The 23,273-nt window shown below is 35.9% G+C and carries 25 protein-coding genes and 1 riboswitch; of the genes, 16 read left to right on the top strand and 9 right to left on the bottom strand.

The window, feature by feature from the left end; genetic code table 11:
* The first annotated feature begins 127 nt into the window (after positions 1-127).
* Positions 128-1,186, top strand: coding sequence for a GGDEF domain-containing protein (locus AC0ONG_RS25810; protein WP_000942921.1), 1,059 nt, complete (start codon positions 128-130; stop codon positions 1,184-1,186).
* Between the two features lie 85 nt (positions 1,187-1,271).
* Here AC0ONG_RS25810 and pdxK read toward each other — a convergent pair whose 3' ends face one another.
* On the bottom strand, positions 1,272-2,096 hold the full coding sequence (gene pdxK, locus AC0ONG_RS25805) for a pyridoxine/pyridoxal/pyridoxamine kinase (RefSeq protein ID WP_000174252.1): 825 nt from the start codon (positions 2,094-2,096) through the stop codon (positions 1,272-1,274).
* Positions 2,097-2,230: 134 nt separating this feature from the next.
* On the opposite strand from pdxK, the gene AC0ONG_RS25800 reads away from it, so the two are divergent.
* From AC0ONG_RS25800 to AC0ONG_RS25790, 3 genes are all read left to right on the top strand, one after another.
* Positions 2,231-3,781, top strand: a complete 1,551-nt coding sequence (locus AC0ONG_RS25800) for a GAF domain-containing sensor histidine kinase (RefSeq protein ID WP_000488150.1) — start codon at positions 2,231-2,233, stop codon at positions 3,779-3,781.
* A gap of 20 nt (positions 3,782-3,801) precedes the next feature.
* Positions 3,802-4,449, top strand: a complete 648-nt coding sequence (locus AC0ONG_RS25795; protein WP_000695816.1) for a response regulator — start codon at positions 3,802-3,804, stop codon at positions 4,447-4,449.
* A gap of 191 nt (positions 4,450-4,640) precedes the next feature.
* Positions 4,641-5,267, top strand: coding sequence for an FMN-dependent NADH-azoreductase (locus tag AC0ONG_RS25790; protein WP_000246718.1), 627 nt, complete (start codon positions 4,641-4,643; stop codon positions 5,265-5,267).
* Between the two features lie 59 nt (positions 5,268-5,326).
* Here AC0ONG_RS25790 and AC0ONG_RS25785 read toward each other — a convergent pair whose 3' ends face one another.
* On the bottom strand, positions 5,327-5,998 hold the full coding sequence (locus tag AC0ONG_RS25785; protein ID WP_000703316.1) for a transcriptional regulator YeiL: 672 nt from the start codon (positions 5,996-5,998) through the stop codon (positions 5,327-5,329).
* 107 nt (positions 5,999-6,105) lie between these two features.
* Here AC0ONG_RS25785 and AC0ONG_RS25780 point away from each other — a divergent pair, with 107 nt between their 5' ends.
* The 4 genes from AC0ONG_RS25780 to AC0ONG_RS25765 all read left to right on the top strand — a co-directional run bounded on the left by AC0ONG_RS25780 (position 6,106) and on the right by AC0ONG_RS25765 (position 10,805).
* Positions 6,106-6,801, top strand: a complete 696-nt coding sequence (locus AC0ONG_RS25780; RefSeq protein ID WP_000760178.1) for a YjjG family noncanonical pyrimidine nucleotidase — start codon at positions 6,106-6,108, stop codon at positions 6,799-6,801.
* A gap of 182 nt (positions 6,802-6,983) precedes the next feature.
* A riboswitch (SAM riboswitch) is annotated at positions 6,984-7,088 on the top strand.
* A gap of 92 nt (positions 7,089-7,180) precedes the next feature.
* The gene (locus tag AC0ONG_RS25775) at positions 7,181-8,479 is read left to right on the top strand and encodes a bifunctional O-acetylhomoserine aminocarboxypropyltransferase/cysteine synthase (protein WP_000504772.1); all 1,299 of its coding nucleotides are present in this window, start codon (positions 7,181-7,183) and stop codon (positions 8,477-8,479) included.
* A complete protein-coding gene (gene metA, locus AC0ONG_RS25770) occupies positions 8,463-9,368 on the top strand; it encodes a homoserine O-acetyltransferase MetA (RefSeq protein ID WP_001121544.1) in 906 nt (301 codons plus the stop codon). Before AC0ONG_RS25775 ends, metA begins: the two co-directional genes overlap by 17 nt.
* A gap of 141 nt (positions 9,369-9,509) precedes the next feature.
* The gene (locus AC0ONG_RS25765) at positions 9,510-10,805 is read left to right on the top strand and encodes a homoserine dehydrogenase (protein WP_000659105.1); all 1,296 of its coding nucleotides are present in this window, start codon (positions 9,510-9,512) and stop codon (positions 10,803-10,805) included.
* A gap of 30 nt (positions 10,806-10,835) precedes the next feature.
* On the opposite strand, the gene AC0ONG_RS25760 is transcribed toward AC0ONG_RS25765, so the two are convergent.
* Complete coding sequence (locus tag AC0ONG_RS25760) at positions 10,836-11,462, bottom strand: YczE/YyaS/YitT family protein (protein ID WP_474204494.1); 627 nt, start codon at positions 11,460-11,462, stop codon at positions 10,836-10,838.
* Positions 11,463-11,559: 97 nt separating this feature from the next.
* On the opposite strand from AC0ONG_RS25760, the gene AC0ONG_RS25755 reads away from it, so the two are divergent.
* From AC0ONG_RS25755 to AC0ONG_RS25735, 5 genes are read left to right on the top strand one after another with little or no spacing between them, the layout of a single operon-like run.
* A complete protein-coding gene (locus AC0ONG_RS25755; RefSeq protein ID WP_000181960.1) occupies positions 11,560-12,537 on the top strand; it encodes a LacI family DNA-binding transcriptional regulator in 978 nt (325 codons plus the stop codon).
* 10 nt (positions 12,538-12,547) lie between these two features.
* Complete coding sequence (locus tag AC0ONG_RS25750) at positions 12,548-13,429, top strand: SGNH/GDSL hydrolase family protein (protein WP_139195753.1); 882 nt, start codon at positions 12,548-12,550, stop codon at positions 13,427-13,429.
* Positions 13,426-14,343, top strand: coding sequence for an ABC transporter ATP-binding protein (locus tag AC0ONG_RS25745; protein WP_000207706.1), 918 nt, complete (start codon positions 13,426-13,428; stop codon positions 14,341-14,343). The genes AC0ONG_RS25750 and AC0ONG_RS25745 overlap by 4 nt, the downstream gene beginning before the upstream one ends.
* Positions 14,336-15,328: an ABC transporter permease subunit gene (locus AC0ONG_RS25740; protein ID WP_001206482.1), complete on the top strand. Its 993-nt coding sequence runs from the start codon at positions 14,336-14,338 to the stop codon at positions 15,326-15,328. Before AC0ONG_RS25745 ends, AC0ONG_RS25740 begins: the two co-directional genes overlap by 8 nt.
* A 19-nt stretch (positions 15,329-15,347) precedes the next feature.
* Positions 15,348-16,025 (top strand): uracil-DNA glycosylase, encoded by a 678-nt coding sequence (locus AC0ONG_RS25735; protein WP_000432545.1) that lies wholly within the window; start codon positions 15,348-15,350, stop codon positions 16,023-16,025.
* 41 nt (positions 16,026-16,066) lie between these two features.
* Here the strand turns inward: AC0ONG_RS25735 and AC0ONG_RS25730 are convergent, their stop codons facing one another.
* From AC0ONG_RS25730 to AC0ONG_RS25720, 3 genes are all read right to left on the bottom strand, one after another.
* Complete coding sequence (locus tag AC0ONG_RS25730) at positions 16,067-16,357, bottom strand: DUF3817 domain-containing protein (protein ID WP_000953395.1); 291 nt, start codon at positions 16,355-16,357, stop codon at positions 16,067-16,069.
* Between the two features lie 209 nt (positions 16,358-16,566).
* Positions 16,567-17,388 (bottom strand): Cof-type HAD-IIB family hydrolase, encoded by an 822-nt coding sequence (locus tag AC0ONG_RS25725; protein WP_000221382.1) that lies wholly within the window; start codon positions 17,386-17,388, stop codon positions 16,567-16,569.
* Between the two features lie 228 nt (positions 17,389-17,616).
* Positions 17,617-18,900, bottom strand: a complete 1,284-nt coding sequence (locus tag AC0ONG_RS25720; protein WP_000847020.1) for a purine/pyrimidine permease — start codon at positions 18,898-18,900, stop codon at positions 17,617-17,619.
* A gap of 95 nt (positions 18,901-18,995) precedes the next feature.
* Here AC0ONG_RS25720 and AC0ONG_RS25715 point away from each other — a divergent pair, with 95 nt between their 5' ends.
* The 3 genes from AC0ONG_RS25715 to AC0ONG_RS25705 all read left to right on the top strand — a co-directional run bounded on the left by AC0ONG_RS25715 (position 18,996) and on the right by AC0ONG_RS25705 (position 20,715).
* Positions 18,996-19,988, top strand: a complete 993-nt coding sequence (locus tag AC0ONG_RS25715) for a potassium channel family protein (RefSeq protein ID WP_000993978.1) — start codon at positions 18,996-18,998, stop codon at positions 19,986-19,988.
* 6 nt (positions 19,989-19,994) lie between these two features.
* Positions 19,995-20,282: a YwdI family protein gene (locus AC0ONG_RS25710; RefSeq protein WP_001167339.1), complete on the top strand. Its 288-nt coding sequence runs from the start codon at positions 19,995-19,997 to the stop codon at positions 20,280-20,282.
* 64 nt (positions 20,283-20,346) lie between these two features.
* Positions 20,347-20,715 (top strand): DUF423 domain-containing protein, encoded by a 369-nt coding sequence (locus AC0ONG_RS25705; RefSeq protein WP_000688315.1) that lies wholly within the window; start codon positions 20,347-20,349, stop codon positions 20,713-20,715.
* Between the two features lie 31 nt (positions 20,716-20,746).
* Here AC0ONG_RS25705 and gerQ read toward each other — a convergent pair whose 3' ends face one another.
* The 3 genes from gerQ to AC0ONG_RS25690 all read right to left on the bottom strand — a co-directional run bounded on the left by gerQ (position 20,747) and on the right by AC0ONG_RS25690 (position 23,227).
* Positions 20,747-21,175, bottom strand: a complete 429-nt coding sequence (gene gerQ / locus AC0ONG_RS25700; RefSeq protein ID WP_000068647.1) for a spore coat protein GerQ — start codon at positions 21,173-21,175, stop codon at positions 20,747-20,749.
* A gap of 27 nt (positions 21,176-21,202) precedes the next feature.
* The gene (gene cwlJ, locus AC0ONG_RS25695; RefSeq protein WP_000538164.1) at positions 21,203-21,625 is read right to left on the bottom strand and encodes a cell wall hydrolase CwlJ; all 423 of its coding nucleotides are present in this window, start codon (positions 21,623-21,625) and stop codon (positions 21,203-21,205) included.
* Between the two features lie 330 nt (positions 21,626-21,955).
* Positions 21,956-23,227 (bottom strand): serine hydrolase, encoded by a 1,272-nt coding sequence (locus AC0ONG_RS25690; protein ID WP_474204486.1) that lies wholly within the window; start codon positions 23,225-23,227, stop codon positions 21,956-21,958.
* Positions 23,228-23,273 lie beyond the last annotated feature (46 nt).

Below are 23,273 nucleotides of genomic sequence, written 5' to 3'. Positions count from 1 at the left end.
CCTTTTTATTTTTTTTGCTGTTTCACGTGGAACAGCAAAAAATAAACAAAAAACTTTGGGAATTATAGGGATTTCGTATACAATAAAGTGGGGAAGGGGATAGATGGAAAAGTAGGGAGATTATTTTATGTTAAGGGACTTATTTGTAAATACAACAATTATTCTTTCCTTTATTTTTGTTGGAGGTCAGCTTTTAAGAGATAGGCCGTTAAAAGAAGAGTTTTCTCTTTGGCAGAAATGTGTAGTAGGTATTCTTACTGGAATATTAGGTATATTACTAATGTATTTCGGTGTTCATGTTGGTACCATCCTATTGGATTTGCGCTACTTAGCTGTTATTTTAGCTGTTATAATTGGAGGCCCGATAGCGAGTACTATAGCTGTTAGTATGATTTTAGTAACTAGGTTATTATTTATGGATTATTCATTAGCTTCTCAAGTAGCTTTTTATACAATTATTGCGATAGGAGTAGGTAGTATCTTTATTTCGCGTCTAAATATCTCTCTAGGAGAAAAGTGGGCATGGTTACATACATATATTTTATCTATTCTAATCCCCTCACTATATATATGGTTAATTAAAGATATTAACATAGTAGGATTATATTTAATTTCTAGTATTATTACAGGCTACATAACATTCATAAGTGCAAATTACGTTTTACAATCCAATGAGTTATTCCAAACGATGAAGCAATACGCAACGGTAGACGCATTGACAGGTCTAGGAAACGTAAGACAGTTTGATTTAGAGATGAATCGTCATATTAGTAATAAGAACATGAAAAATGATTCGCTTTGTTTACTACTTATAGATATTGACCACTTTAAGTATGTAAATGATACGTACGGGCATCCTGCAGGGGACGAAGTGTTAAAACAAGTAGGATGTATTTTACGAGAAACTTCACAATTTCCAGATTTGGCTTTTCGAAAGGGTGGAGAGGAGTTTGCGCTTTTGATACCGAATAAGGGATTAGCTTACGGAATTCGTATGGGCGAGCAAATTCGTATAGCTGTTGAAAGTCACCCATTTCAATTGTTAGATGGAACAAAAATAAAAATTACGGTTTCGGTAGGGGTTTCAGAGTATGAAGGGTCATCAGAGCAATTTATTCAAGCGGCGGATGATGCGTTATACTACTCGAAACGAAATGGTAGAAATAAGGTCAGCTCTGCATCTTAAAGATAAGATGACCAGAAGACATAAAGCTTATAAAAAACACTCACAGAGGCAATGTATGAACCTTGTGAGTGTTTTTATTTATATATTAGACAAGTTCTTTTGATACAACGAATTTACGATATGCACCATGGTGAGTTGGACCTACGTATTCGTTAATTTTGAATGAGTAACGAATAGCAGCTGTGATGAATTCTTTAGCAGTTTTTACTGCTTCTTTCACAGGTTTTCCTTTTGCAAGTTCTGCTGTAATTGCAGCAGAATATGTACAACCTGCACCGTGTGTATTGGTTGTATCGATTTTTTCTGATTCTAGAAGATCGAATGTTTCTCCATCATATAGGACGTCGATTGCAGTTTCCGTACCAAGTTTGCTTCCACCTTTAATTAGTACGTATTTGGCACCTAAAGCGTGGATTTTCTTCGCTGCTTCTTTCATGTCCTCAAGAGAATTAATTTTCACACCGCTTAATTGGTAAGCTTCAAATAAGTTTGGTGTTACAACTAATGCCTTTGGCACAAGAACGTCACGTAAGCAATCGTTCGTTTCAGGATGTAATGCTTCATCTGCACCTTTACATACCATAACAGGGTCAACTACTACATTTTTGAAATTGTGCTTTTCGATTGTTTCTGCAACCATTTCAATAATTTCTACTGATCCAAGCATACCTGTTTTTAAAGCGTCTACGCCAACACCTTCAATTGTTGTTTCTAATTGTGGTTTTAATGTAGAAGCTGGGATTGGAAATACGTTATGTGCCCAACCGTTATGTGGATCCATCGTTACGATTGTTGTAAGAGATGTCATTCCGTATACGCCAAGTTCTTGGAATGTTTTTAAATCTGCTTGTATACCAGCACCGCCACTTGTGTCAGAACCAGCGATAGTAAGTGCTTTATTTAATGTCATTATGAAAGCCCCCTCAAGTGATATAATGAAAACTATGTTTTCACCATTATATCAATGTTACGAATAAGTACAAAGTGAAAAGTAGATGATTTATTTTAAGAGCTATTTAAAATCTTGTATGCAGGAGACTGATTATGTTTCGAGATAATCGTACAAATGAATTAGTTATATTAAAGGAAATTGCAGAAACATTAAATACATCAAATGATACATATCATGTATTGCAAGCAGTACTAGAAAAATTGCTCAGTGTAACAGGTTTAACGACAGGCTGGATTTTTCTTGCGGATGAAAATGGGAAGTATACGAAGGTGATCGATTACCAGTTACCAGAGGCACTTAAATATGAAAATAAACGCCCGATGTGTGAAGGTGAGTGTTGGTGTTTACGCGGCTTCGTAGATGGGAAATTAGAGAGAGCCGTTAATATTATTGAATGTAAAAGAATTAATAATGCAATTGAATATAATTGGGGAGATACAGAAGGAATTCTTCATCATGCTACGGTTCCTTTAAAGGCTGGAGGAGAGAAATTTGGTGTTTTAAATGTAGCTAGCCCAGGTAAAACACATTTTTCGGAAGAAGAATTAGTATTGCTCCAATCAGTTGCTTTCCAAATCGGGACGGCTTTAAAGCGAACAAAATTATATGAAAATGAAAAGCGAAGAGCACATTACTATGTGAAATTGGAGCGGTTTATTCAAGCTTTAAAAACGATTCATAAGTTTAATGTATTATCTGAAAAGGTGGTAAATCACGTAGGTGAAGTATTTCAGTGGAATCAAGTGGCGTTTTTTATTAGGGAAGAAATAGAGTTATCTTTGCGAGCTTCTTATGGGCAGGAAGAGTTACAAGAGGATGTAAAAGAAGCGGCAAAGAAGGCGTTAGAACAAGGTGAGCTAGCTCTATTAAAACGTGTAAATGGAGTTGTTATTGCTACGCCAATACATATTCAAAATCATATATTTGGTGTTTTATGTGTTAGTTTAAATAATGGAGAATTTGATGTTAATACAATAGATATAATTCAAGCGTTATCGAATCACGTTTCATTAATAATAGAGAATCTAAGATTAAACGAACAGCGCCGTGAACTCGTACGACTGGAAGAAAGAAACCGATTAGCAAGGGATTTACATGATTCTGTTTCGCAAAAATTATTTTCATTAACCTTTATGACAAAAGGGGCTGAGGCCGTTTTAAAAGGTCAAAATGAAAAGGTTGACCAATCTTTGCATGAGATGCGGGAACTAGCGCAAGGAGCTTTAAAGGAAATGAGAACATTAATTTGGCAGCTTCGTCCGGCAGGATTAGAAAAAGGTTTATTACCAGCTTTAAAGCAGTACGGTGAAAACTTGGGACTGAAAATTCGGGAACAAGTTACAGGTGTTCGTGATTTACCGCGTGTAGTAGAGGAAGCGTTATGGAGAATTGGACAAGAAGCTTTGAATAACGTAAGTAAACATGCGAATGTCAGAGAATCAACGATTTATTTCAAAGTGACAGAGAAGAATGTATCATTAGAAATAGTCGATCAAGGAAACGGCTTTGTAGAAAAGGATATAAAAGAGAAGAAATCACTCGGCATGACTACGATGCGTGAAAGAGTAGAATTAGTTGGTGGAACAATTAAAATTGTAAGTAGTAAGAAGCGAACGAGCGTAAAAGTAAATGTACCATTATGATGTGAAAATGAGGGAAGTTTGTGAAAATAAAAGTATTGTTAGTCGATGATCATACAGTCGTTTTAAAAGGATTAGCATTTTTCTTAAGTACACAGGAAGATTTAACGTTAGTTGGAGAAGCAAATAATGGGAAAGAAGCGTTAGTGAAAGTAGGGGAGACGAATCCAGATGTTGTATTAATGGATTTATATATGCCCGAAATGGATGGTGTCGAGGCGACGGCGTGCATCAAAAAAGAATATCCGAATGTGAAAGTAATTGTATTAACTAGCTTTTCTGATCAGGCGCATGTTTTACCAGCGTTAAGGGCGGGGGCAAGTGGGTATATTTTAAAAGATGTAGAACCGGATCAGCTTGTTGAAGCTATTCGAAGCGCATATAAAGGTAATATTCAATTACATCCGGATATAGCAAATACTCTTCTCTCTCAAACACTACCTGTGGAAGAAAAGGAAGAAGAACCTTCTATTCAAGTGGATGTGCTAACGGCGAGAGAAAATGAAGTGCTGCAGCTATTAGCGAAAGGGATGAGTAATAAAGAGATCGCTTCTGTTTTAGTTATTACAGAAAAAACAGTAAAAGCTCATGTAAGTAGTATTTTGAGTAAGTTGAATTTATCTGATCGCACGCAAGCGGCGTTATATGCAGTGAAAAATGGAATTGTATAAGACAAAAGTCGTAAGACCTAGTTCGCCTTTAGAAGGTGGACTTTTTTTATGGAAAAATACGTCTATGTGAGGACGAAAATGTATTGATATAAAGATAAAATATGTTTGTAAGCAACAAAACAACAATTACAAGGGATACCTTTTTTGAAAGCATATAACAACATAAGAGTGAGTACTAGGAGGAAGAAATAATGGCAACAGTTTTATTTGTTAAAGCAAACAACCGTCCAGCGGAACAAGCAGTTAGTGTAAAATTATATGAGGCATTTTTAGCGAACTATAAAGAAGCACACCCAAATGATACAGTAGTAGAACTTGATTTATATAAAGAAGAATTACCATATGTAGGTGTAGACATGATCAATGGTACATTTAAGGCAGGTAAAGGATTTGATTTAACAGAAGAAGAGGCAAAAGCAGTAGCAGTTGCTGATAAGTATTTAAATCAATTTCTAGAAGCTGATAAAATTGTTTTCGGCTTCCCATTATGGAACTTAACGATTCCAGCAGTGTTACACACATATATTGATTATTTAAACCGTGCTGGTAAAACGTTCAAATATACACCAGAAGGTCCAGTTGGTTTAATTGGAGATAAGAAGATTGCATTATTAAACGCGCGCGGCGGCGTATATTCAGAAGGTCCAGCAGCTGAGGTAGAAATGGCTGTTAAATATGTAGCAAGCATGATGGGCTTCTTCGGTGCAACAAACATGGAAACAGTAGTTATTGAAGGACATAACCAATTCCCAGATAAAGCAGAAGAAATCATTGCTGCAGGTCTTGAAGAAGCAGCTAAAGTAGCAAGTAAATTTTAATTTAAATTATAATCGTCACTCAAAGAAACAGCATTAACGTTTATGTTAATGCTGTTTCTTTATATTTTCAGCTCGTCAGCAAGCTTTTCTAATGTATTTCGATCTTGTATATAATATGTTCGGCCTTCTTTTTTTAAATAATTTTGTTGGCAAAATTGGTTTAATACATATAAAAGATGACGATAGCTGACATTTAAGTATTCTGCAGCCTCAGTATGCTTTTCTATATAACAATTATTTTGTTCTGTTAATAAAATAAAAGCAGCTAATCGATTTTCGAAAGGATAACTATAGTTTTTTGCGTAATTTTCAGTGCGAGTAATTGTCTTTTCTCCAATAAATTTGCATAAGTGCTGTAAAAACGTTGCATCTTGTAATAAAAGTTGCTGACAATCTTTAAGAGGAAGTGCTAAACAAACACAATCTTCTAGTACTTCAACGGACTTGGTGATATTTTCTACTCCTATTAATCCTAATTCCCCGATAAAAGATGGTGCTTGAATAAAATTAATTAATGAAACTTTCCCGTTTTTATGATTCATATATATTTTTGCTTTCCCAGAAATTAAGTAATAGAGATAAGGGAGGGCGTTTCCTTCGCTACATATCATCTCTTTCGTTTGAAAAGAATGCAGCTCTACATATGGCAAGACATGAAATGAAAATAGGGTATGGAATTGATGGATTCGCATGTATTGATAAATTTCTTCTTCATTTTTGCTGATTTTCATATTTTCACCCCTATTTATAGTATGAGATATCTCCTATTATCTTTACAAGAAGGAATGATACGATTTATGTAAATTTGTTTTTGTAGAAAAGAGAGTGTGATGAATTTATGAAAAAATATAAAACATTGCTATTTGATGTAGATGATACATTATTAGATTTCCAAAAGGCTGAAAAAGTAGCTTTACAGGTGCTTTTTGAAGAGAAGGGAATCCCTTTAACAGAGGAGATAGGGGCTCGTTATAAAAAAATAAATAAAGGTCTTTGGAATGCTTTTGAAAAAGGTGAACTATCACGTAATGAAGTTGTAAATAAACGATTCTCTATGTTGTTTAAAGAGTATGGAGAAGAAGTAGACGGTATATTATTCGAAAATAATTATCGTAGCTACTTAGAAGAAGGAAATCAACTCATGCAAGGTGCGTTTGAATTTATAAATCAAATTCAAGGGGAGTATGAGTTGTATATAGTGACAAATGGTGTTTCTAAGACGCAAGATAAACGTTTGCGTAATGCAGGGTTACATTCATTATTTAAAGATGTTTTTGTTTCGGAAGATACAGGTTTTCAAAAGCCGATGAAAGAGTATTTTGATTATGTTTTTGAACGGATTCCTAACTTTGCACCTGAAGAAGGGCTGATTATTGGGGATTCATTAAGTGCCGATATTAAAGGTGGATATGTAGCGGGAATTGATACTTGTTGGTTTAATCCAGAAAGGAAATTAAATGATAGTGGGATTATACCGACATATGAAGTGCATAATTTTGAAGAATTATACGCTCTATTAAAACAGTTTGTTTAATGAAAATAGATGATTGGGGTTTATTTTACATGAATCATTTTTTCTAAAGGTCTTTTTCGAGTTAGTATGGAATATATTTCTTTTGTTGCTTTATATGAAATTGTTAATATTTATTTTAGAACATTCAGAAAAACTGTTTGACATTAGGAAATTATTGCTATAAAATCAACGGTAATTGCATAGTCTTATCAAGAAAAGGTGGAGGGACAGGCCCGATGAAACCTTGGCAACAGCCGTATAACGGAATTGTGCCAAATCCTGCAGGTAGTAATCCTGAGAGATAAGAAAGAGCCTTTAGAGCGTGTTTTCAAACTGCTCCTTTCTTGTTTTCAGGAAAGGGGCAGTTTTTTATTTTGTATAAAAGAAAGGAGAATGAGAGATGGGAGAATCATGGGGAAAAGGAACGATTTGTGTGCAAGGTGGCTATACGCCAAAGAATGGTGAACCACGTGTTTTACCACTTTATCAAAGTACAACGTATAAATACGATACTTCGGATGATTTAGCAGCCCTATTTAACTTAGAGGCAGAAGGATATATTTATACGCGTATTGGAAACCCTACTCTAGCTGCATTTGAGCAGAAGTTATCAGATTTAGAAGGCGGGGTAGGAGCTGTTGCAACGGCTTCTGGGCAAGCGGCTATTATGCTCGCAGTTTTAAATATTTGTAGTAGTGGAGACCATTTACTTTGCTCTTCAACTGTTTACGGGGGAACGTTTAATTTATTTGGGGTGAGTTTACGTAAGCTTGGCATTGATGTTACGTTCTTTAATCCCAATTTAACGGCAGATGAAATTGCGGCACTTGCTAACGATAAGACGAAGCTCATTTATGCAGAATCATTAGGAAATCCAGCGATGAACGTTTTGAATTTTAAAGAATTTTCAGATGCAGCGAAAGAGTTAGAAGTGCCTTTTATCGTGGATAATACATTAGCAACTCCTTATTTATGCCAAGCATTTGAGCACGGAGCAAATATTATCGTTCATTCTACGACGAAATATATTGATGGTCATGCAAGCTCTTTAGGCGGCATTGTCATTGACGGAGGGAACTTCGATTGGACAAATGGGAAATATCCTGAACTTGTTGAACCGGATCCAAGTTATCACGGCGTAAGTTACGTCCAAAATTTTGGTGCAGCAGCTTATATTGTGAAGGCGCGTGTTCAATTATTAAGGGACTACGGAAACTGTATGAGCCCATTCAATGCGTATATTAGCAATATCGGCTTAGAAACGCTGCATTTAAGAATGGAGCGTCATAGTGAAAATGCTCTCGTAGTTGCTAAGTGGCTTGCTAACCATGAACGTATTGAATGGGTGAATTATCCTGGATTAGATAGCAATGAAAATTACTCGTTAGCACAAACGTATTTGAAAAAAGGTGCTAGTGGTGTTTTAACGTTCGGCATTAAGGGCGGATTAGAAGCGGCGAAAGAATTTATCGCAAATGTAAAACTAGCAACTCTTGTAACGCATGTAGCGGATGCACGAACTTGCGTTATACATCCTGCTAGCACAACGCATAGACAATTAAGTGCTGAAGATCAGCGTCTAGCTGGCGTTACATCAGATTTAATTCGTTTATCTGTTGGCATAGAAGATGTTTCTGATATTATTGCAGATTTAGAAGCGGCGCTAGTCGGAGGCAAAGAACATGCCGATCATAATTGATAAAGATTTACCAGCTCGCAAAGTGTTGCAGAAGGAAAATATATTTGTAATGACGAAGGAGCGAGCAGAAACACAAGATATTCGGGCATTGAAAATTGCTATCTTAAATTTAATGCCTACAAAGCAAGAAACAGAAGCGCAATTACTTCGTTTAATTGGCAACACACCGTTGCAATTAGATGTTCATTTGCTTCATATGGAATCACATTTGTCTCGCAATGTAGCGCAGGACCATTTAATGAGCTTTTATAAAACATTTCGTGATATTGAAAATGAAAAATTTGACGGGCTCATTATAACAGGAGCACCAGTTGAAACTCTTTCTTTTGAAGAGGTAGATTATTGGGAAGAGCTTAAACGTATTATGGAGTATTCAAAAACGAATGTAACATCTACGCTCCATATTTGCTGGGGGGCACAGGCTGGCTTGTATTATCATTATGGTGTTCCAAAGTATCCTCTTAAGGAAAAAATGTTCGGTGTATTTGAACATGAAGTTTGCGAGCAACATGTGAAATTGTTACAAGGGTTTGATGAATTGTTTTTTGCTCCCCATTCTCGTCATACAGAAGTACGAGAGAGTGATATTAGAGAGGTGACAGACTTAACATTATTAGCAAATTCTGAGGAAGCGGGTGTTCACCTTGTCATTGGGCAAGAAGGAAGGCAAGTGTTTGCCCTTGGGCATAGTGAATATAGTTGTGATACGTTAAAGCAAGAATACGAACGAGATCGTGACAAGGGATTAAATATTGATGTGCCAAAAAACTATTTTAAACATAATAATCCAGATGAAAAGCCCCTTGTTAGGTGGAGGAGTCATGGGAATTTATTGTTTTCTAATTGGTTGAATTATTACGTGTATCAAGAAACCCCTTATATATTGTAAAGAAAGATTGTGTAACACGTGGCAACGTTTTCCTTGTAAAGATTAACCTTTATTTTTCCGAATGTTCTAAATACATTGTTTTTCAGATTTTTTATTCATATAATTTCATCTAAACACAATTTTTGAGGGGTGGACAGTACTATGAAAGAAATTCAAGTTGGGTTATTAGGTCTTGGGACAGTGGGTAGCGGTGTAGTTCGTATTATTACGGATCATCAAGAAAGACTCATACACCAAGTAGGTTGTCCAGTGAAGGTAACGAAAGTATTAGTGCAAAACATTGAGAAAGAGAGAGAAGTAGAGGTACCTTCTACTCTATTAACACAAGATGCAAATGAAATTTTAGATAATCCAAATATTGATGTTGTCATCGAAGTAATGGGTGGCATTGATGATGCAAAATTATATATTTTACAAGCTTTAAAAAGCGGAAAGCATGTTGTAACTGCAAATAAAGACTTAATGGCATTACATGGAGCTGAATTATTAGCGACAGCAAAAGATAATAAAACTGATCTCTTCTATGAAGCGAGTGTGGCGGGGGGAATTCCAATTCTACGCAGTATTGTAGAAGGACTCTCTTCAGATCTTATTACGAAAGTCATGGGAATTGTAAATGGAACGACAAATTTTATTTTGACGAAAATGTCAGACGAAGGGAGAGCATATAACGACGTGTTAAAAGAAGCCCAACAACTTGGATTTGCAGAAGCAGATCCAACATCAGATGTAGAAGGTTTAGATGCAGCAAGAAAAATGACGATTTTAGCTACTCTCGGTTTCTCTACAAATGTAGAGCTTGGAGATGTGAACGTAAAAGGAATTACCTCTATTACAGAGGAAGATATTGAATACAGTAAGAGCTTAGGTTATACAATTAAATTAATCGGTCTTGCAAAACGAGATGGTGAAAAATTGGAGGTTACGGTTGAACCAACTTTACTTCCAAATACACACCCTCTTGCGGCAGTACAAAATGAATATAACGCTGTGTATGTGTACGGTGAAGCAGTTGGGGAAACGATGTTTTATGGACCAGGGGCAGGAAGTTTACCGACAGCGACAGCTGTTGTTTCGGATTTAGTTGCTGTAATGCAAAATATTAGATTAGGGGTAACAGGAAATAGTGCTGTAGTCCCACAGTATCAAAAAGTATTAAAAGAGCCAGACGAAATAGTCGTGAAAAAGTTTTTAAGACTGCATGTAAAAGACGAAATTGGTGTATTTGCAAAAATTACTTCATTGTTCTCTGAGCGCGGAGTTAGCTTTGAGAAAATTATTCAAATGCCGCTTGAAGAGAAAGGAAAGGCTGAAATTGTAATTGTAACGCATCGTGCGTCTCTTGCTGATTATGATTATATTCTACATACGTTGCAAGGGTATGAAGAAATAGATTGTTTGAAAGCGAACTATCGAATTGAAGGGGATGCTAAGTAGTATCTCTTACCATAAAACAGAAAGAGCCTATTAAGCAGCTTGCTTAATAGGTTCTTTTCTATTTAAAATCTGTGTACCAACTTGAATAAATGCTTGGATAATCCAGCCTGTTGTAAAGGATAAGATGATGGTTCCAAAATAGATAGGTCCATCTAATAAAAAGCTTAAAGTTAAAAATAAAAAGGCTAATGAAATCTCTGTTCTTCTAAACGTCCATTTTTTCTTCTCACCAACGGTTAAAACGAAAGCTTCTTGAGGCGCTGCGCAAAGGTTTGTAGAGACGTAAAGACCAATTCCAGCTCCAACGAATAGATTTCCGCAAATAAGTGTTATATATTTTGGAAGAGAGCGGATAGCGTCCATAATAGTTATAATGGAACCAATCCAATCAACAAAAAGAGAAATAAGAACCATCGTTACAATTGTACCGATTGTAATTTGTTTTTTATTCCAAAAGAGTACGATAAGTGTAAAGGCAAAGTTAATCATGAAAATCCAAAAACCAATACTTATCCCAAAATTTTGATATAGTGCAATAAAGAAGGAATCATAAGGGCTAAGTCCAAAGGAAGTAATTGTCGTCATCATATTAATACCGATGGCAAGAATGAGTAAACCGCCAATGAAAAATATATATTCTAATTTGAATCGAAGCATAGTTGTATATCCTTTCTAAATATATTTGCTAGGAAAGGATATATTGTGGAAAGCTTACCAGGTCAAGAGAGAATTTTTGTGAGAAGGGGAAAGTGAGATGACAAATATAAGAAAGATTGCTGAACTTGCTGGAGTATCTGTTTCAACTGTTTCACGTGTACTAAATAATCATCCGTACGTAAATGAACAGAAACGAAAAGAAATTTTAGCGATTATAGAAGAATTAAATTACACGCAAAACGTGAATGCAATTCATTTAGTGAAAGGAAAAACGAATGTAATTGGCGTTTTATTGCCACACGTAAATGATCAATATTATAGCGCTATTATTGAGGGGATATCAAAAGAAACGGCAAAGAATAATTATAATATGATGCTTTGCCAGACAAATTATAGCGAAGAAAGAGAACTAGAAATTTTAAATATGTTAAAAATGAAAAAGCTTGATGGGGTTATTATTTGTTCTCGGGCAAATAGTAAGGAAAAGCTTGAAGAATATACGAAATTCGGCCCGATTGTTATGTGTGAAGAAATAGATTCAAAATGCATTTCAAGTGTCCATATTGATTACTACAAAGTATTTTCACGTGGGATGAAAAGCTTAATAGATGCCGGTCATACAAATATTGGATATTGTATTGGAAGAAGTAATAGCGTTAATAGCCAAAGACGAAAGAGGGCGTATGAAGATTCGCTTCAACAGAGTATCGTAACACCGTTAGAGACCTGGAAATTTGAGGGGTGTTTTACAGTGGAAGATGGACGCAATGTAATTAGAGAATGGGCTCATATGTCAGTAAAACCGACGGCGTTCCTTGTATCTTGTAACCATATTGCAGCGGGGATGGTTACAGAAGCAAAAAAACAAGGAATTCGTATTCCAGAGGATATTACGATTATTGGGTGTGATGATCAAGAGGTGGCAGATATATTGGGTATAACGACGATTTCGCATTCTAGTAAAAACGTTGGATTGAAAGCGTTTGAATTATTATATGAAAAGATTAATGAAGAGAAATTAGATGTGAAGCATATAGAGTTATTACCAGAGTTAGTAGATAGAGAAACGACATAATTGAGAAGGTGTGAAAATCGCTTTTCAAAATTTCGTTTGGTATAATTATGGACAATCTATGAGGGCTAAAAGGGGTTTTGATATGAGATCAAAAGTAGTAAAAGTAATTCTACTCATTACAATTGCATCTTTCTGTTTATTTGCATATGGCTTTGTTTCAGGTGTAAATGATGTATTAAATCCGAAAGCTTCAAATTTAATTAAAAAGACCGATGTAGTGGCAAAAGAGAAAAAGAAAACGGGAACGTTACAAATCGTTAGTTTAGGTGATTCATTAACGCGTGGCGTTGGTGATAAAGAAGGAATTGGCTATGTTGGGCGAATGAAAGAGGATTTACAAAAAGATTATAAGCAAAAAATTGCATTAACAAATTTAGCAGTTAGTGGTGCAAAAATGCCCGATTTATTAAAACAAATTGAAAGTAATGGCGCTCAATATTCAATTAAGCAAGCAGATGTAATCGTGTTAACGATTGGTGGGAATGATTTGTTCCCAGGCTGGGAATCGCTTGGGAAGATAGATTTAGATACGTATCGTCCTGACACAGAAACGTTTCAAAATGAAGCAAAGAAAATTATAGAAGAAATTCGTAAATTAAATACAGATAGTCCAATTTTTTGGCTTGGTTTATACAATCCTTTTGAAGATGTAGAAAATTTAAAAGGGTCTTCAAACATTGTTGTGGACTGGAATGCATCTTTAGAGAAGTTAGCGCTAAACGATAAAAATGTGTATATTACACCGACATTTGATTTATTCCAAAACCGCGGAAAAGATTTATTATACTCTGATCATTTTCATCCGAACGAAGTAGGTTATACGTATATGGCAGAACGTTTAGTTCAAAATGTTGTAAGTAAATTAAAACTAGAACAAGGAGGGGTAAAATGACGACGATACTTTCCGTACGAGACTTGAAGAAGGTAATTGGAAAGAAGACTCTTGTAGAGGACATTTCCTTTGATGTAAAGCAAGGAGAAGTGTTCGGGTTCTTAGGACCAAATGGTGCTGGAAAGACGACTACCATTCGAATGTTAGTCGGATTGATTACGGCGACAGAAGGTACGATTTCTATCGGTGGTTATTCGATTAAGGACAATTTCAGAGAGGCGATGCGTCAAATTGGGAGTATCGTTGAAAACCCAGAGTTGTATACATATTTAACAGGATGGGAAAATTTAAAGCAATTTGCTCGTATGTTAGGTGATATATCAGATGAACGTATTATTGAAATTGCTGAAATGGTTCATTTAGATGAAAGAATTCATGACAAGGTAAAAACGTACTCACTTGGTATGAAACAACGCCTTGGAATTGCGCAGGCGCTCCTTGGGAATCCAAAATTGCTCATATTAGATGAGCCAACGAATGGTTTAGATCCAGCAGGGATTAGAGAACTTAGGGAATTTATACATAAGCTTGTAAAAGAAGAAAATATGAGCGTGTTTATTTCAAGTCACTTGCTAAGTGAAGTGCAAATGATATGCGATCGCGTTGCTATTATTCATAAAGGAAAGATGATAACAGTTGCCAAGGTTGAAGAATTAATTAAAACAGCAAGTGATCGTGTAGAATGGATTGTTACACCAATTTCTAAGGCGAAAGATATGTTAGAAGCAGCCGAAGAAGTAAGAGAAGTGAGTGTAGAAGGCGAGCGATTATTATGCCGCATGGATATTGCATCTATAAGTAGTTGGAATAAACACTTGGTAGAAAATGAAATAGATGTACATAGTGTTAAGGAGCTTGTATTTACGCTAGAAGATTTATTTATTGAACTCACAAGGGGTGAGCAGCATGCGTGAATTTGCGAATCTAGTTTTAAATGAATCAGAAAAGATTTACCGTAAGAAACGTATTTTTGTTGTTATGCTTATTTTAGCAATCTTAATCCCGCTTTTTGTGTATGCGCAGTATCGCGAAATAGAAACGACACAAAAAAGACTCGGTACAACTGATTGGAAGGTTTCATTGCAACAGCAAATTGTTGATTCTCAGAACCGGTTGAATAATTCTAGATTGCCAGAAGAATGGCGTGATTGGTTAAAGGTAAGAGTTGAACAACAACAATATTATTTAGATCATGATATTAATCCGATGGCGCCAGGTGCACCGACTTTTGTCAGAGCATTTATTGAACAAGGAATTACATTGTTTATTCCGCTTCTCGTAATGATTGTCGCCATTGATATCGTTTCTGGAGAACGAAGTGATGGGACGATGAAGATGTTACTTACGCGGCCGATTCGGCGCTGGAAAATACTCCTTAGTAAATACGTGACGATGTTATTTTTCATTTCGCTCATACTGCTCCTTGTAGGTTTGTTTGCTTACATATTATCAGGGCTTGTATTTGGGTACTCGGGATGGAATTTACCTGTTTTAACAGGATTCGTCATTGATAAGGAAACGTTAAATACGAACTTTGTGCACCTTATTCCGCAGTGGCAATACATCTTAATGGCGTATGGACTAGCCTGGTTTGTTGCTATCGTTGTCGGAACTATATCATTTATGGTCTCTGTTTTAATTCGTAATACACCAGCTGGTATGGGCGTTATGCTAGCTGCATTAATTGCAGGCGGTATCTTAAGCTCATTCGCAACATCTTGGGAAGGCGCGAAATATATTTTTAGCGTGAATTTATCATTAACGGATTATTTATCAGGAAAATTACCTGCATTACAAGGCTTATCAATGGGATTTTCTTTGATGAATTTAACTGTTTGGGCAGTTGTTTCTCTTATTATTTCGTTCTTAGTATTTACAAAACAGGATATGTTGAATTAATTGGACAGGAAGTGAAAGCATGGAAAATGTTTTAAGAAATGATTGGGGACCATTACTGGCACCAGAATTTGAGAAAGAGTATTATCTTACTCTATCCAGTTTTTTGACAGAAGAATACAGCACGCATGTTGTTTATCCGAAGGTGGAAGATATTTTTAACGCTCTTCAGTATACAAGTTATGAAAATACAAAGGTTGTTATTTTAGGACAAGATCCGTATCATGGACCGAATCAAGCGCATGGTTTAAGCTTTTCTGTACAACCTGGTGTTAAAACACCACCATCATTGTTAAACATGTATAAAGAGCTTCGAGATGAATATGGTTATGAAATTCCGAATAACGGTTATTTAGTAAAATGGGCGGAGCAAGGAGTATTACTACTAAATACCGTATTAACAGTTCGTCAAAGTGAAGCAAATTCTCATAAGGGAAAAGGATGGGAGCACTTCACAGATCGTGTGATTCAACTGTTGAATGAACGTGAAAAGCCAGTTATTTTCATATTGTGGGGGCGCCATGCGCAGGCGAAGAAGAAGTTAATTACGAATCCGAATCATCATATTATCGAGTCTGTACATCCAAGTCCATTATCAGCAAGACGTGGTTTCTTTGGTAGTAAGCCATACTCTAAAGTAAATACGATTTTAGCTAATATGGGCGAAAGAGAAATTGATTGGGAAATTCCAAATTTATAAATAGAAAAGGTAGTTAACAGTCGTTAACTACCTTTTTATTATTATTGCTCGTTCTTTAATTTTGCATCTAGTACAAAAGTACCAAATGGGATAACTGATGAAACGAATGCTCCAAGTGCCCATAAAATTGATTTACGGTGTACGATTGTTACTTGAATTACTGCAAAGATGAATAGAATAAATAGAACACCATGAGCCATGCCTGTAATTTTAACAGCTGTTGCAAATCCTGCGAAATATTTCAATGGCATTGCTACAAATAATAGTAATAGGAAAGAAATACCCTCAACTAGTCCAATTGCTCTTAATCGTCCGATTGGTGTAGATAACATAAAGTAGCCTCCTTTAACGTATGCTTGTATATAGTAAATTTGTATTCTTTTTCAAAATAAAATAGTCTATTTTGTTTCATTATATACAAAAAGAAAGTTTACACTACGAGAATAGTGCAAAGTTCAAAATATAGTCACAAAAGCATGAGAATTTAAATAAAAACCTATTTGAAGTATTTGACTTCAAATAGGTTTTGTGAATGAAAATATTAAACAAGTACATCCGTTTTTAAAACAAATTTCTCTACAACTTTTGCAACACCATCGTTCATATTTGTATCTGTTACGTAATTTGCAATTTCTTTAATATCATCAGGTGCATTGCCCATTGCAACGCCAAGACCAGCAAATTCAATCATTGCTTGGTCGTTATAGCTATCGCCCATTGCGATAACTTCTTCACGCTTAATGCCAAGCTTTTGAATCAGTTTGTTTAAGCTCGTTCCTTTTGTAACACCGGCTTCAGTAAATTCTAAGAAGAATGGTTTCGAACGCATCACGCTTAATTGGCCTTCTAGTTGTTTTTGTAGTTTCTTTTCAACTTCAACAAGGCGTTCAGCTTCTTTATTCATTAATACTTTTACTACAGGCTCTTTAACTGCGGCTTTAAAGTCATCTACTACAACAATTGGCATACCAGTAATATCGCCCTCAATTTCAGTATAAGGATTATTTTCTTCCGTTACGATATCATCGCCCATATAAGTATGAATCCATACATCTTCAGTTTTACTAATTTCAAATAGGTTGTGAACGATTTCAGGAGATAGTGTACTACTAAAGATTTCTTCGTTTGTTTTACAGTTAATAATTTTTGCGCCATTAAAAGATAGAATGAAACTGCCGTATTCTTCTAAGCGAAGTTCTTTGGCTACATTGCGCATACCAAACGTTGGACGTCCAGAAGCAAGTACAACCTTTACCCCTTGCTCTTGTGCAGTCATTAACGCTTCTTTCGTACGAGGTGAAATAGTATGGTCATCACGTAATAAAGTATCATCTAAATCTAAAACAATCATTTTATAAGTCATATAGAAAATTCCTTTCTTTAATTGAAATCAAAATACATGTTCATGAAGATGTTGAGGAATAATAGTAAGACATCAAACCTCTTTGAAAAGAAGTAGATAAATCATTATGAGTGTGTTGCTCATAATATCGGTTAATAATCATTGGGGATGGATAAAACCCCAATGATTCAAGTTTGATTTTATCGTAACAACTCTAAAGGTAGAGTGCAATAATGGAAGTTTTCCAATTTACGATATTTGTTTTGCTGTGGAACGAGAAAATAGTATTTCTAGCAAAATGGCCATTACAGATCCAAGAACGAGACCGTTACTTAAAAACGATGCTAGAAATGGTGGAAGTGTGGAATATGCTCCTGCTGGAACAAACATAACTCCGACTCCTGTGAAGATTGAAAGACCGGCTACTTTAAATAATCGTTCTTTATCCTGGACAGTTTCGTATTCTCGAAAGGCAAGGCCAATCATGCTTGCGAATACAGGATAAATAGCGGCATAACCAACTGCAACAGGGATTGCTGCAAAGAATGAAGTGATCTTTGGAAATATACTAACGACAATAATAAAGCTTGACCCTAATATAAACGGGAGACGTTTATAAATATTAGTCGTTGCAATAAAACCTGCTGATCCAGAAATAGCGACAGGCCCAATAGCTGAAAATAGGCCGCCTAGCAATTGGTTGATTCCTGTTATAATGCCAGCTTGTTTAAAACGATCTGGTGCTGCATTCTTTTCATACTTAGAGACAATCCTTTGCACAACACGAATACTTGCTAACATATTTGTTAGAAGTAATAGTGTAACGAAAACGACCGTAATTGCCATGTTCCATTCAATACGAGGCATTCCGAAAACAAATAGAGACGGAAAACGGATTATATCTGTCACAGGCGTTACTGGATTTGATAACCCGAAGCATGCGAATAATATCCAGCCGCATACGATACTGAAAAGAACAGAATATTGTCCAATAATAGGTAGCTTCATGATGAAAAAGGATAGTAAAATAACAATGAGTGAAAGAATAAATACGTTAGGTTGTACTTCTGTATGTTTTCCATCAAGGCCAAACATTCCCTTTAAGAAGGAGCCACTAAGCTGCGCAACAAGAAGAAATAAATATGTTCCAATGACTGTCGGTGTAAAATAGCGAACGAGTTTATCAATAAGTCCAAAAGCGCTAAGAATAATACAAATAATACCGCTTAATAGGAAAGCATATTGAAGAACTTTAAGTGTCTCATTGTTTGATCCAAATAATACGACGCCTAAACTTGCGTAAAGGGAGAAAATTCCCCACCAAAGTCCAGCAGGACCTTCTTGAATAGGAAGTTTATGCCCAAATATAGCTTGCAAGAGACCAGCAAAGCCTAGAACAAATAATGTTCTTTGTACGAATGCGATAGCTTCAGCGCCATCAAGACCATAACTAGTTGCGACACTAATTGGTACAATAAGGCTTCCAGCTAAAATAAATAGTGCCCATTGTAAGGCGGAAAGAAATGTCTTCATTATATCAACCTCTTTCATAGATTCCGTATCTAGTATATACGTATTTTATTTCCACTGGCAAAGATTGTAGATAGAGAAAAGAGTTGAAATACGGTATGAATGCACGTAAGCAATTATGGATCGCAGTTATATGTATGACTTTTGTTGTAATTCTAGGAACGATAGGATTTATGACAATTGAAGAGATTAGTTTGTTTCAAGCATTTTGGATGACGATGATTACTGTATTGACTGTTGGATACGGAGATGCTGTTCCTGTAACGCAAGCGGGGAAAGTATTTGCGCTCCTTATTATTCCTGTTGGCGTAGGTATTGTTACGTATGCAATTGGGGTAGTGGCAGCTATGATTATTGAAGGGAATTTATTTCATGCAGTGCGGAGGAAGAAGATGGATAAACAAATAGCGCAGTTGAAAAATCATATTATAGTATGTGGTTGCGGTAGAGTGGGGCTTCAAGTTGTACATGAATTGCAAGAAAAGAAAATTCCATTTGTTGTTGTCGATAAAGATGAAAGTGTATTAGAGAAGGGAAAGCTTTTGTATATACATGGAGATGCGACGGAGGATCAAGTTTTACATCATGCTGGAATTTCAAAAGCGGCTGGTTTAGTTGCTATCGTAGCAAATGATGCTGAAAATGTATTTATTACATTAACAGCAAGAGGATTAAACGATGCAATTAAAATTGTGGCGAGATCTGAAAAGCCAGAAACTGAAGAGAAATTAAGGCGTGCGGGTGCAAATAAAGTTATTAATCCATCCAGTATGGCAGGAATTCATATTGCAAAAGGTATTGCGAATCCATTAACAGTTCATTATATTGATACAGTGCTGTATGGGATAGAACAGTCATTTGTCATTGAAGAAATTTTAGTTGGAAAAGATTCAATATTAGTTGGTAAATCGTTACTAGAGAGTGATGTGAGGAATCAGTTTGATGTAACGATATTAGCGATTTTGAGAAATGGGGATATTATACATAATCCAACGGGGCAGGAAAAACTGCAAGAACATGATATGATAATAGTATTTGGTTTAGTAGAGAAGCTGAAGCAATTTGAGAAAGAACTACAAAGTACGAGGTGATAAGGAATGCAAATATCGAGCGATAAGATTTTAAATAAAATGGCGAATGAAATTGCAAAGGCAAAAAGTAGTGAAGGACAAAAATCAAAAGATCATTTATTAGTTGTGCGTGCTTTATGCGATTTACTATTAGATGAACAGGTTGAATCTTCTACGTATAGGGAGCCGCAAATTCAATCGCAAGTAATTGGATCGCAGCCTATAAAGACAGTTCAACCAGTTATGCCAGTTTCTGGAGAACCTGTGTATATTAAAGAAGAAGGTGCAAATGGTAATTCTTTATTTGATTTTTAAGGATTAAATCGTTTGGCTTATATGAAAAAATTGCTTATGATAAAAGTAAAAAAGGGGAATTAAGATGAAAATTTTCTTTTTACTAGGTTGTATTGCAGCGGGGCTATCTGTTGCGTTAGGAGCCTTTGGAGCACACGGTTTAGAAAATAAAATTTCTGCGAAAATGTTAGAAGTTTGGAAAACAGGTGTTACATATCAAATGTTTCATGCAGGTGGACTATTCGTAGTTGCTTTATTGATGGATAAGGTTCAATCATCACTTTTAACTACTGCTGGTTGGCTTATGGTAGCTGGGATTATTATGTTTTCAGGCAGTTTGTATGCATTAAGTACGACAGGTATTAAGTTCTTTGGCCCAATTACGCCTCTTGGTGGCGTAGCGTTTATTGTAGCATGGATTTTAGTCGGAACTGCAGTTGTAAAAGGTTTATAAAAAAACAAAAGCTGGCATATGCCAGCTTTTTTTATGGTCTTGGAGCATAAGTTGCTTGTTGACTAGGTAAGTACGTAATTTCTTCGGGGAATTCCACATAATCTAAGTAAATCATTAATAGTAAAAAACGTTTCCCTGATTGTGGCTCACTAATTACAATATGATCGCGACCAGCTGCTTCGATAATACCTGTATACGATTGGGTACCGAGTGAGCTACCACGTTCATAAGTCATTACAACCGTAGCTTGCTTACCCTTGTTTAAACGAAGGATATTTTCAATATAGGATTGTTCTAATGGTAACATGCCTTGAGAAACGGCATATTGAGCTTGCGCCGCTTGTTGTTGCATTGCTTGCTGTTGTTGCTGTTGTTGTGGAGTCATTTGCTGCGGTTGTACATAAGTTCCAGATGGTTGATAAAATCCAGTTCCGTAATACGGGTTTTGTTGCTGTGCCATTCAAAAATCCCTCCTTATTATCAATCCTTAATATACGCTAGGACAATCTTCGCCAGATGGCTGGAAGAAGCAGTGCTTTTTGAAGCGACCAGAGTTTTGTTGATTATACCAAGTTGACGGACAAGGGCCTTCAGGTCTAAAAAACCATAAGGAAAAATTTGCAGGCCAAAAGCGTTGTCCCTGAATCGTTCGCCTTGCTAAAGCAATATCTTGTTCCCTTGCACGTTGATAAAAATACCCTTTTTGTGTTGCCTCAAAACCACCAGGATTTTGATACACCATTTGACGTAAATTACGTATTTTTTTAAAATCTAAACAATTTCCACGGACACGATTTACCCCAACGTTCCCGACCATCAACATCCCCTGTTGTCCTTCTCCTTCGGCTTCAGCACGCATCAGTCTAGCTAATAACTTTACATCTTCTTCGTTATAAGCAATAACGCCCATTATGTGTCACCTCTCTTTTTGGAATACCTTGTGGAAAGAGGTTTATCCCGCATTAACGGGCAGTAAGACTCCCACCTTAAAATTGGGCTGGAGCAAAGAAGGTGGGTGGGAGATCAAACTGCCCGTAAAAGCCCGATTAGTTCAACTAATAATCAGTGGGAATGAACAAAACCCCCACTGATTAAAGTTTCACTTTATCTCTAGATGAAGTGTGTAACAATTACTAGTTCATACGTATGAGGAAAAGGACTCAGATATGACAACCAAACGAAGTTTTACATGGAGAGAAGAAAATAAAAAAAGCTAGCGTGAGCTAGCTTTTCATCATTATTAAAATACTTTAGACCATAAGTTTGAGAAGAAATCTCCAATAGAGCGCATTGATAATACAAACCAATTTGCTTTTTCAACTTCTTCTGTCGTTTTTGCAGTAGCTTTCATACTTTTACTACCGTCTAAGAAACCATATTTATCAGTTGATTCTAAAGTAATTGAGCCTACTTTGGTATCTTTCTTAACAGGAGCAACTAAATGTCCATCTTCAGCAAGGGATTTATCTAATTCAGTCCCAATTTTATAAGGCTCTTTGCTACCTTTTTTCGCAATTACTGTTATTTCTTTTTCGGGTGCAACAGTTACTTGGTCTTCTTTCCCTTTTACTACAGAGATTGTATTGTTTTTATTAACTTTTAATTTTTGTTTTTCAAAGTTATTAAATCCATGTTCGATTAATTCACGAGATTCTGTGAAGCGTTCATCCATTGATTTTGTTTTAATAATAACCGAGATAAGACGAACATCACCACGTTTCGCTGTAATAGTGAACCCATATCCAGCGGTATCAGAACTACCAGTTTTTAAACCGTCCGTTCCATCATAAGAGAAGGCAGCGCCTGGTAACATCCAGTTCCAGTTTTCCATACGAATTGGTTTTGGATGATTGTCTGGGAAGTTTCTAAATCTTTGTTTTGTATCCTCTAGCATTTCTGGATACTTTGTAATAATCGTTTTTGCAAGAATACCCATATCGCGAGCTGACATGGAGTTTTCTCCGGTCGGATCTGTTCCTTCAGGATGTTTTCCTTTTAAATCAGCATTATTTAACCCGGTAGAGTTTACAAATTTATATTTCTTTAACCCTAGCTTTTTTGCATGTTCATTTGCAAGATTTAAGAAGTTTTTCTCACTTCCTGCAAGAAGTTCTGCTAAAGCAATACTAGATCCGTTTGCAGAGAATATAACAATAGAATGATATAATTCTCTTACAGTATATTGACGTCCTTTTTCGAACGATACATTAGAGAATTCATTATTACGAGAGACTTCATAAGCGTAATCAGAAATATTTACTTTCGTATCCCAAGTGATTTTTCCTTCTTTAATTGCTTCTAAAACAGCGTAAACAACAATTAATTTTGACATACTAGCAATAGCTAGCAATTCATCTGGATTTTGCTCGTGAAGTATTTTTCCTGTATCTGCATCAAATAAAAGTGCAGCAGCAGCCTCAATATGTATTTTTTCTTCCGCATGGGATGTTGTTACTGCTAAGGAAGAAATTGACAATACAAGCAATAGTAAAATAGACAAGATTTTTTTCATATAGATTATCACCTTCGCATCGTTATTTAGCATATAGCTCGTATCA

Source organism: Bacillus sp. TCT6, assembly GCF_056033845.1.
This window is presented reverse-complemented; position numbering and strand designations above follow the sequence as displayed.